At 36.2% G+C, this 8,341-nt stretch carries 10 protein-coding genes and 1 riboswitch; of the genes, 1 reads left to right on the forward strand and 9 read right to left on the reverse strand.

The features are described from left to right. Window positions 1-385: 385 nt before the first annotated feature. The 8 genes from OZD66_RS00290 to pgsA all read right to left on the reverse strand — a co-directional run bounded on the left by OZD66_RS00290 (window position 386) and on the right by pgsA (window position 6,688). Entirely contained in the window at window positions 386-1,078 is a 693-nt protein-coding gene (locus OZD66_RS00290) for a thiamine diphosphokinase (protein ID WP_010962623.1), read from the reverse strand. Next, window positions 1,059-1,334 (reverse strand): SemiSWEET family sugar transporter, encoded by a 276-nt coding sequence (locus OZD66_RS00295; RefSeq protein WP_006280002.1) that lies wholly within the window; start codon window positions 1,332-1,334, stop codon window positions 1,059-1,061. Before OZD66_RS00295 ends, OZD66_RS00290 begins: the two co-directional genes overlap by 20 nt. Then, window positions 1,323-1,425, reverse strand: a riboswitch (TPP riboswitch). (Overlaps the previous gene by 12 nt.) Before the next feature lie 76 nt (window positions 1,426-1,501). After that, window positions 1,502-2,347 carry an SPFH domain-containing protein gene (locus tag OZD66_RS00300; RefSeq protein ID WP_182366598.1) on the reverse strand — a complete coding sequence of 282 codons (846 nt, stop codon included), beginning with the start codon at window positions 2,345-2,347 and terminating at the stop codon, window positions 1,502-1,504. A 7-nt stretch (window positions 2,348-2,354) separates the two neighbouring features. Further along, the gene (locus tag OZD66_RS00305; protein WP_182366472.1) at window positions 2,355-3,536 is read right to left on the reverse strand and encodes a peptidoglycan DD-metalloendopeptidase family protein; all 1,182 of its coding nucleotides are present in this window, start codon (window positions 3,534-3,536) and stop codon (window positions 2,355-2,357) included. Then, complete coding sequence (locus OZD66_RS00315) at window positions 3,533-4,267, reverse strand: YebC/PmpR family DNA-binding transcriptional regulator (RefSeq protein WP_182366469.1); 735 nt, start codon at window positions 4,265-4,267, stop codon at window positions 3,533-3,535. The genes OZD66_RS00305 and OZD66_RS00315 overlap by 4 nt, the downstream gene beginning before the upstream one ends. Window positions 4,268-4,324: 57 nt before the next feature. Next, window positions 4,325-5,032: an outer membrane protein assembly factor BamD gene (locus OZD66_RS00320; protein WP_182366467.1), complete on the reverse strand. Its 708-nt coding sequence runs from the start codon at window positions 5,030-5,032 to the stop codon at window positions 4,325-4,327. A gap of 60 nt (window positions 5,033-5,092) precedes the next feature. Next, a complete protein-coding gene (locus tag OZD66_RS00325) occupies window positions 5,093-6,034 on the reverse strand; it encodes a hypothetical protein (protein WP_182366465.1) in 942 nt (313 codons plus the stop codon). A 111-nt stretch (window positions 6,035-6,145) separates the two neighbouring features. Continuing rightward, window positions 6,146-6,688 carry a CDP-diacylglycerol--glycerol-3-phosphate 3-phosphatidyltransferase gene (gene pgsA, locus OZD66_RS00330; RefSeq protein ID WP_155968529.1) on the reverse strand — a complete coding sequence of 181 codons (543 nt, stop codon included), beginning with the start codon at window positions 6,686-6,688 and terminating at the stop codon, window positions 6,146-6,148. A 134-nt stretch (window positions 6,689-6,822) separates the two neighbouring features. Between pgsA and OZD66_RS00335 the strand changes: the two genes are divergently transcribed. Beyond that, the gene (locus tag OZD66_RS00335) at window positions 6,823-8,145 is read left to right on the forward strand and encodes a malic enzyme-like NAD(P)-binding protein (protein WP_182366596.1); all 1,323 of its coding nucleotides are present in this window, start codon (window positions 6,823-6,825) and stop codon (window positions 8,143-8,145) included. Window positions 8,146-8,159: 14 nt separating this feature from the next. Here the strand turns inward: OZD66_RS00335 and OZD66_RS00340 are convergent, their stop codons facing one another. Beyond that, a complete protein-coding gene (locus OZD66_RS00340; RefSeq protein ID WP_275021863.1) occupies window positions 8,160-8,291 on the reverse strand; it encodes a hypothetical protein in 132 nt (43 codons plus the stop codon). Between the last annotated feature and the right edge of the window lie 50 nt (window positions 8,292-8,341).

An 8,341-nucleotide genomic window follows, 5' to 3' on the forward strand; every position in this document is an offset into this window, starting at 1 on the left:
GTGTCGCATCAGCTTCACCCTCCCTGTGAGGTATTTTAGCTCTAATGCCTCACATCATAAAGATACAAGTGTCTGGGCACTGGGATGACAGGCTAGCCTGACAACCGTCATCCCTGTAAAGATCAAGTATCCCACTACGTGTTAGCGGATGAGATACCGCGGCGGTATGACGGTCTGCGGCGGTATGACGGTTCGTGGCGGTATGACGGTTAAGCAATTCGTCATCCCGCTGCTTGTTAGCGGCTAAGAGATACCGCGGCGGTATGACGTAGGACTGCTGTCATTCAAGTAGCTGAAACTGGAATGACACGTCATAAAGGAACCAGTGTCAGCTACTTGGATGATACCTTTTTTCTACTTAGTTTGGGTTATGCAAGAAGTCTATTTACTTCTTAACTTGACGCACATGATGTCTTGCAGCATCATCTACTGTCTCTAAATAAATCATTGCTAGACATATACCACTGTGTACTTCTACGGATACCTTATTGCCTAAACTTCGATTAAAGCAAGAATTTTTTCCCGGAAAAGCAAGATTACTAAGGTGCAGTTCCCATTTTAATCCTTTAGTTGATATTTGAGCTCTCGGTATACCAAGTAAAGATATTTTAGTATTTTTTGGCAAAGAAAAAAAATGGGTAATACCTTTTTGTAAAGTGTAACCTACCATGGGAGGTGAAGGTGTGTAAAAGATACTGCCCGTACTTAGAAAAATGTTAATATTCTGTAGTATGTGATCAATTGCTCCTCCAGTAATACCCGTTACTATTGATGGCAATAACTTTACTGTTTTTAAGTGAGCCATTGCTTTAGAAAAGTCGCAATAATCTTGATCAGGTAGATATATCGTATTCAAATTAGCACGTAAATCCAGATTTACGCTATCCAAATCTCCTACTACAAGATCAGGTTTTACGCCAATTGATAGAAGCTTGTTTGCTCCTCCATCTACAGCAATAATAGGTATATCTCGTTTAAAAAACGATGAGCTCGGTATTTTTCCATTTAGCACTACAATAGAACGATATTGTTGTTGTGTACTGCAGTGCAGCACATGATCATGGTGCAGGTTTTGCATCGTAGTAACATTTTTGAATAATTGATATTATGCTAATCACTAATCCAGCAATATTGCTAAGCACCACAAAAATTGAGCTCTGGTAAAGACCATAGCCAATCCAAGACAATGAACAAATAAGATAGTTTACTAACATTAACATCGATACATCACGAGTAACCTTAGTGATATATGCTTTATATACTTGAGGTGATAATCCAATTAGAGATGCAATTAACGCAATGAAGCCGAAGCATTCTTCAATATTTATATACATACATTTTCCTACGCTTGCTTTAACAATATCAGGTTCAAAGGGTTGTACTTTATGTACTCTCAGCTTTTCTAGAGCACCCCTAATGCGTGTAATTTATAACATCATTTAGTCTATTAATCAAGAAATTAATAGTGACTTGCATTTATGAAACCCAATCGGCTTCTATGCTAATTATTATCTAAACTAATCGTCGGTTGTGCATCTTGCTCAGAGATTAGGGCAACCAACAAATTATTTATCAATTGAACCTTTTGCTTGCCATCTAATTGTAAGCTTTTGTTTTTTTCAAAATGAGCTATTACTTCCTCGACAATTCCTATTGCATTTTGCACTATATGCCTTCTTGCCGAAGTGATAGCATGTGCTTGTTGACGCCTTAACATTGCTTGTGCAATCTCGGACGAATACGCCAAATGCGATATTCTTGCTTCTGTAATCTCAATTCCTGCAATATTTAATCTTTGTTGTAACATTGACCGCAATTCATCTGAAATTTTATCAGAATTTTTACGTAAAGATTCCTCATTGCTCTCGCTGTCATACGGATAGTTACTAGCTAATTCTCTTATTACTGAGTCACTTTGTACAAAAACAAATTCGTGATAGTTGTTAACATTATAATACGCCTTCGCCGGGCTATTTACTCTCCAAACAATCACTGCTGAAATCTCTATTGGACTTCCATTGGCATCATTCACTTTTATTTTTTCTGTGTTGATATTTTGAAATTTTAGGGAAACTATATATTTGCTTGAAAAGGGAAGCGTTACACATATTCCAGACTTAAAATAAGTTCCAATATAATGACCAAAAAATTCTATCACTCTTGCTTCATTAGGGTCATTAATAAAAAATCCTTGAAGAAAAGTCAAAATTGAAACGGCAGCAACTCCAAGTGCAATTGTGCTGTCATATGCCAAAAAAAGCAGCGATAAAATTAATCCTAGCGCTATTAGTACAGGAAAAGCCCGAATTTGACTCAAATTTCTATCGTTTATCGTATTCTTATCCATATTGTCTTTAAACTTCTTTTTCACTTGAACTCTCTCTGTTGATCGTTTTATTTATCTTATTTACAAATAGTTTAAACTCTCTTAATTCATGATCAGGCAATTTTACTTCAGTTTTATGCGCTATCGTAAGCGGATCGATGTGTTTGCCGTTATATATAACTTCGTAATGTAAATGAGGGCCTGTTGCAACACCAGTGCTACCAACATAGGCGATGACCTGCCCCTGCTTTACTTTAGAGCCTAACTTTATATCGCCACTAAATCTACTTATATGCGCATAACAGGTTGAATATTCATTTTTGTGTTTTATTTTGATGTAATTTCCATAGCCACCATTCTTTCCTATATATTCTATCACACCCTCTGCAGCAGCGTATATGGGAGTGCCAGGCTTAGCTGCATAATCCACTCCTTTGTGAAAAGCAATTTTACCGCGAACAGGATGCTTTCTATTGCCAAATTTTGAGGATATGCGATAATCTCCATTTAAAGGATTTGCAAAAATTTCGCCATTTTTTAAGCTTATTCCTTCATTATTAAAATACCTTTCTTTGCCGTCTTGCGATTTATAATGATATAAACTAACAGCTTTCTTGTTTATTGTCAGTGAAGCATATAAAATTTTTTCTTCAGTCTTCTGATTATTAGGCAATCTCTCAAAAAGAACCTCCAATTTACTCTTCGGCACAATGTCTTTTTTAAAATCAACACCGAAATCTTTATATATGTTGATCAATTTCACCACTGTATTTGGCGCCAACCCTTGCTCAATTCCCGTGGCAAAAAAGGAAGATTTTATGGTACTGGATATGAATAATAACCTTCTATCATGGTTGCTTTCTGTCACCTCAAAATCCTCTCCTGTCATTCCAGCGCTTGACGCTGGAATCCAGTTTTTATTATACAATCGCTTGATGTGTTCATTTGTAATTGAATTTTCTGGATCCCAGTGTCTAGGCACACAACTGTACGAACATTGCAATTTGCGGGTGGTGTCATTCCAGTGCTTGACACTGGAATCCAGCTCTTTGACTGACAATGCTGCATAGTGTGCTTGAATTTTTCTGGATCCCAGTGTCTGGGCACTGGGATGACACCCTACACACTGGAACAGCACTGCAAGATCTGTTGATGTTTCAGTAGCATATGCTGGTAAAATACAAAGCAATACAAATATTACCAGCCTCATAGCTTATCAACAAAAGTAAAATTACCTTCCACATACTGTACATCATCATTATCTTCCAGCTCTTCAACCAATGCAGATAATTTATCAATCAACTCTTTATCGCTAATTTCAATCAGATCTTTTGGCTGCCGTGAAAGACGAGCAAGTTCTGGTTCTCCGAATTTTGCATAAAAGGCATCGCGTACTTTACCAAAATCTTTTATTTCACAAGTTATAACGTGTAATCCTTCTTTGTCATTTTCCTCAACATTCAATACTTCTAATTCGATTCCATGACTGAATAAATCGTCAAAATTCATACCTTCTGCTTTACAGACGATTAAGCCTACATGATCGAAAAGGTAACTAACACTTCCTGTTTCTCCTAAATTTCCACCTTTACGAGAAAAGATATAACGCACCTCAGAAGCAGTACGGTTGCGGTTATTAGTCAAGGCATGGACAATGAGTGCAGTGCCAAAAGGCCCATGACCTTCATATTGTATTTCCTCGTAATTTTCTCCAGCAACGTTACCAGTTGCATTTTTTATTGCTGTTTCTATTTTATCTTTTGGTAGATTTTCCTTGCGTGCAGCAAATATAGCAGAGCGAAGGCGTGGGTTGAGTTCGGGTAGCCCTTGCTTTGCAGCAACTGTTATTTCTCTAATCAGCTTCGTAAATTTTTGAGAGCGCTTTGCATCCTGAGTGCCTTTCCGATGTTTTATATTTGAAAATTGTGAATGACCAGCCATATTCAAATAGTTAAAGACCTAATTATATCAAAGCATAGAAAAAACTAAAGCAAATTTTCAAGCCTCCGGTTTGGCATCTTGCAGGTTTTCTGCTAATAACATACTCTCATACTGTTCAGCTTCTAAGTCAAGGCCAAGAGCTGAATGGGCTGCTATTAAATAGTTAATAGACTTAGAAAAATATTTAGAATCCTTATAGCTTGCTATATTCTGGAAACGCTTAATTGCTGCTAAATATTCACCACGCCTCAGGTAAAATTTACCGATAGAATACTCTTTTATTGATATATGTTCTGTGATTAATTTTGCTTTTTCCTTGATCTCATCTATATATTCGCTGTCTGGGAAAAGGTTAATGTACTCTGTAGCCAGCTCTAAAGTTTTATATGCAATTTGCTGTCCAAGCTGCACTTTATTAATTTGCATGTAATAAGATAATACCCTTAAGTAGTATATATATGGTAAATCTTCACCATTTGGATAAACATATATATAATTATCCATATCACTTGCAGCACTGCTATAGTTACCCATATTATAATGAGACACACCAGATAATAATTTTGTTTTCCTTGCCCAATAAGAAAAAGGATACAAATCCTCTATCTTATGAAATGCCCTAATAGCTTGTTTATATTTTTTCTGGTCAAAAAGTTCAACTGCTTCTTCATATAGTTCAGTTTCAGTTTTTTCAAGATCATTCGCATACGACTGTGCAAAGGAGCAAACCAGAAAAATAAAGCACGTGATTAAAGTCTTATACATAAGATTTTTTTCGATCAAAATAAAGTATAGACCTAAATATTACTTAAATAAATAAATTTCTTAGGCAATAGCCGGTCCTTCTTCTTTATAACTACGGTCAGAACTACCTGCATTTCTTGATTCACCTCGTCCTTCCACTTTTGGATCTTTCAGCGTCTTGCTGTAGGAATGTATAGTTAAGACCTGTACAGCCATAAAAATTGCAATACCTATCAAGCCTAAAGTAGGTCCAACAGCAGGATTTAAGGACGATGCTAATGCTATTAACATTATCCTTCTTATTAAAAATACAGAAGAACCAGCAAGCGCCAATCCGGCTACAGATATATTGCTAGTTTTCTTGCTAGATTTCTCATCAAGATTAGATTTTTCTGTTTCCTTTTTCTTATTTTTTTCATGCTTATCAATATAAGAAGCAAGAGTTGCAAGAAAAGCAATTGCATTGGCAAGAAATAAAATTGCATCCTCTGCTGCTTCAAGTGAAGATGTTTCACCCATTATCATACCTACAATAACCAGTGCAGTTGTTATAGCCTCAATATAGATCAAACACTGACCTATATCAGAAATATTGTGCTCTTTTTCCTTTACTTCCTCTCCATTTTCAATATTTTTCAACTCTCGTTCTTTTTGTGCTATTTTCCTATTATTGCAAATTAAATATAGTGTACAAATAAGAGATAGGACCATAAAAGGTAATATAGTGTGGCTTAGCGCGCCACTTATCACGCCAAGTAATACCTGATCGCTACATATTTTTTCCAGTTCAATAGCCATAAATAATGCAAATGGAACCATTGTTACCAATGATGCACATTGTCTATATAGCTCTCTTTTTTTTAGTGTTAATAGCTCTTGTTCTAGCCTTTCTCTTTTGACTTCTTTATCAACTGTTGGCCAAAAATCCCAAAAAAACTCTTCTGATGGTTCAAAATCTCTTTTTTTCTTATTCTTTCCTGGAACCTTTTTGGTAGAAGAAAATTTGCCACTAGGTATTTTCATAATATTAACCTAATTAGTTGTAAGTTAATACAATTATACACCTTTTTGCTTTCTGAGTCAATATCACTAAGATATTAACTACTCTTGTCTATTAACTATTTCCTAGAAGATTTAACCAATCTGTTTGATGCCGGCTAGGATATAATTATAGCCTGACCACACAGTTACAATAGCTGCAACCCATAAACAAATCGCACCTGTATATTGAATCATATAATAATCGTTCATTATTAGCGCTACTACAGCAACCATCTGCAAAAATGTTTTAATTTTGCCAGCTTTGCTTACAGGTAGACTAACATTTGTAGCTATCAAAAACTCCCGCAAACCCGAGACTAATATCTCCCTACAGATGATGATAATCGATGGTACTATTGTAAAATCATTTATCTTCTGCTTATAAACTAGCATAATTATCGTTGAAACCACTATTAATTTATCAGCAATTGGATCAAATAGCTTGCCAAATTTTGATTGGACTTTCCACGCACGCGCCAAGTAACCATCAAAAAAATCCGTAATGCACGCAAACACAAAGATTGATATTGTTATCAGGCCTGCATATTTATTTTCTATATAAAAACTTAATATTATTGCTGGTACTGCAAGCGCACGAGAAATTGTAAGCAAATTAGGCACGTTTTTCTTAAGCATGTAATACCATTCTACGTAGTAGGTAAACTTATACAGAAGTACACCAGAGTTCACAAGCTAATAGTTTACAATTGAACATTTATAAAAACTCCATATACTTAAAAAATACAAGCTTAAAATATAAGGATGTAATGATGAACGATGATTTAGATAGTACCACAAAACAAGAGGCACTTAATTATCACAGTAGAGGTGGTAAACCTGGTAAAATTTCAGTCATGCCAACAAAACCTTTATCTACCCAGTATGATTTGTCACTTGCTTATTCCCCTGGCGTTGCAGCTCCGTGCCTTGAAATAGCTAAAAATCCTGAGGTTGTTTATGATTATACGGCAAAAAGCAACTGTGTTGCTGTCATTTCAAATGGCACTGCAGTGCTTGGACTTGGTAATATCGGTCCTCTTGCTGCAAAACCTGTCATGGAAGGCAAAGCTGTTTTATTTAAGCGTTTTGCTGATATTGATGCAGTTGATATAGAAGTTGGTACAGAAAATATAGAAGATTTTATCAATGCAGTAAGGTACCTTGGGCCAAGTTGGGGGGGGATAAATTTAGAGGATATAAGATCTCCCGATTGTTTTATAATAGAGAAACGTCTGAATGAACTGATGGATATTCCAGTGTTCCATGATGACCAGCATGGAACTGCAGTGGTTGTTGCAGCTGGTATAGAAAATGCTCTTGATATTGTCGGAAAGAAATTAGAGGACGTTAAGATCATTATGAATGGTGCTGGAGCAGCCAGTATTGCATGTTTAGAAATACTAAAGTCCATGGGCGCTAAAAATATAGTGCTGTGTGATAAGCAAGGAGTAATATACAAAGGTAGAAACGAGGACATGAATGAGTGGAAGGAAAAATATGCAATTGATACTTCCGAACGTTCTCTACTTGATACAATAAAAGGCGCTGATGTATTCATCGGACTATCTGCAAAAGATGTGTTAAATGAAGAGATGTTAAAGAGTATGGGCAAAGACCCGATTATTTTTGCTCTTGCCAATCCCGATCCAGAAGTAAGGCCTGAGTTTGCAAAATCTGTGAGGCCAGATGCAATAATTGCAACTGGTAGGTCAGATTACAACAACCAAGTCAACAACGTAATGGGTTTTCCTTATATATTTAGAGGGGCACTTGATGTACATGCAACAACAATAAATGATGAAATGAAAATTGCAGCTGCAGATGCAATAGCAAAGCTTGCCCGTGAGCCAGTACCAGGTGAGATATCTGCAGTCTATGGCGGTCGTAAAATGGGCTATGGACGTGAATATATAATACCTACTCCATTTGACCCAAGATTAATTTCTATAGTAGCTCCTGCTGTTGCAAAAGCCGCAGTTGATTCAGGTGTTGCAAGAAAGGCAATACAAGATTGGAGTAAATATGAAAATCAATTAAAATCTCGTCTTTCTAATGTTCTCAGCACGCTGAATTTACTATCTTCACATATGTAATTTATTGGATAAAGTTAAAAGTGATAAACCAACCCAAACTCTAAGCCATATATGCCAAACCTATTGGTAATGGTTGCAGTTGTTGATTCAACACGTGCAGTTTCATCAACTTTATAGCATTTCTCATAATAGTCCGAACAGGTCATAGGAAGGCAGAATCAACAGCACGACGAAAGGATTCGAATAGAGGAATGTT

This window comes from Wolbachia endosymbiont of Drosophila baimaii, from assembly GCF_028982185.1.
GTDB lineage: Bacteria > Pseudomonadota > Alphaproteobacteria > Rickettsiales > Anaplasmataceae > Wolbachia > Wolbachia pipientis.

Excerpts from the sequence above, each read along its gene's own strand:
- OZD66_RS00325 (WP_182366465.1), bottom strand. The coding sequence starts at position 6,034 with ATGAAAATACCTAGTGGCAAATTTTCTTCTACCAAAAAGGTTCCAGGA.
- OZD66_RS00290 (WP_010962623.1), bottom strand. The coding sequence starts at position 1,078 with ATGCAAAACCTGCACCATGATCATGTGCTGCACTGCAGTACACAACAA.
- OZD66_RS00340 (WP_275021863.1), bottom strand. The coding sequence starts at position 8,291 with ATGACCTGTTCGGACTATTATGAGAAATGCTATAAAGTTGATGAAACT.
- OZD66_RS00335 (WP_182366596.1), top strand. The coding sequence starts at position 6,823 with ATGAACGATGATTTAGATAGTACCACAAAACAAGAGGCACTTAATTAT.
- OZD66_RS00295 (WP_006280002.1), bottom strand. The coding sequence starts at position 1,334 with ATGTATATAAATATTGAAGAATGCTTCGGCTTCATTGCGTTAATTGCA.
- OZD66_RS00305 (WP_182366472.1), bottom strand. The coding sequence starts at position 3,536 with ATGAGGCTGGTAATATTTGTATTGCTTTGTATTTTACCAGCATATGCT.
- pgsA (WP_155968529.1), bottom strand. The coding sequence starts at position 6,688 with ATGCTTAAGAAAAACGTGCCTAATTTGCTTACAATTTCTCGTGCGCTT.
- OZD66_RS00315 (WP_182366469.1), bottom strand. The coding sequence starts at position 4,267 with ATGGCTGGTCATTCACAATTTTCAAATATAAAACATCGGAAAGGCACT.
- OZD66_RS00300 (WP_182366598.1), bottom strand. The coding sequence starts at position 2,347 with ATGGATAAGAATACGATAAACGATAGAAATTTGAGTCAAATTCGGGCT.
- OZD66_RS00320 (WP_182366467.1), bottom strand. The coding sequence starts at position 5,032 with ATGTATAAGACTTTAATCACGTGCTTTATTTTTCTGGTTTGCTCCTTT.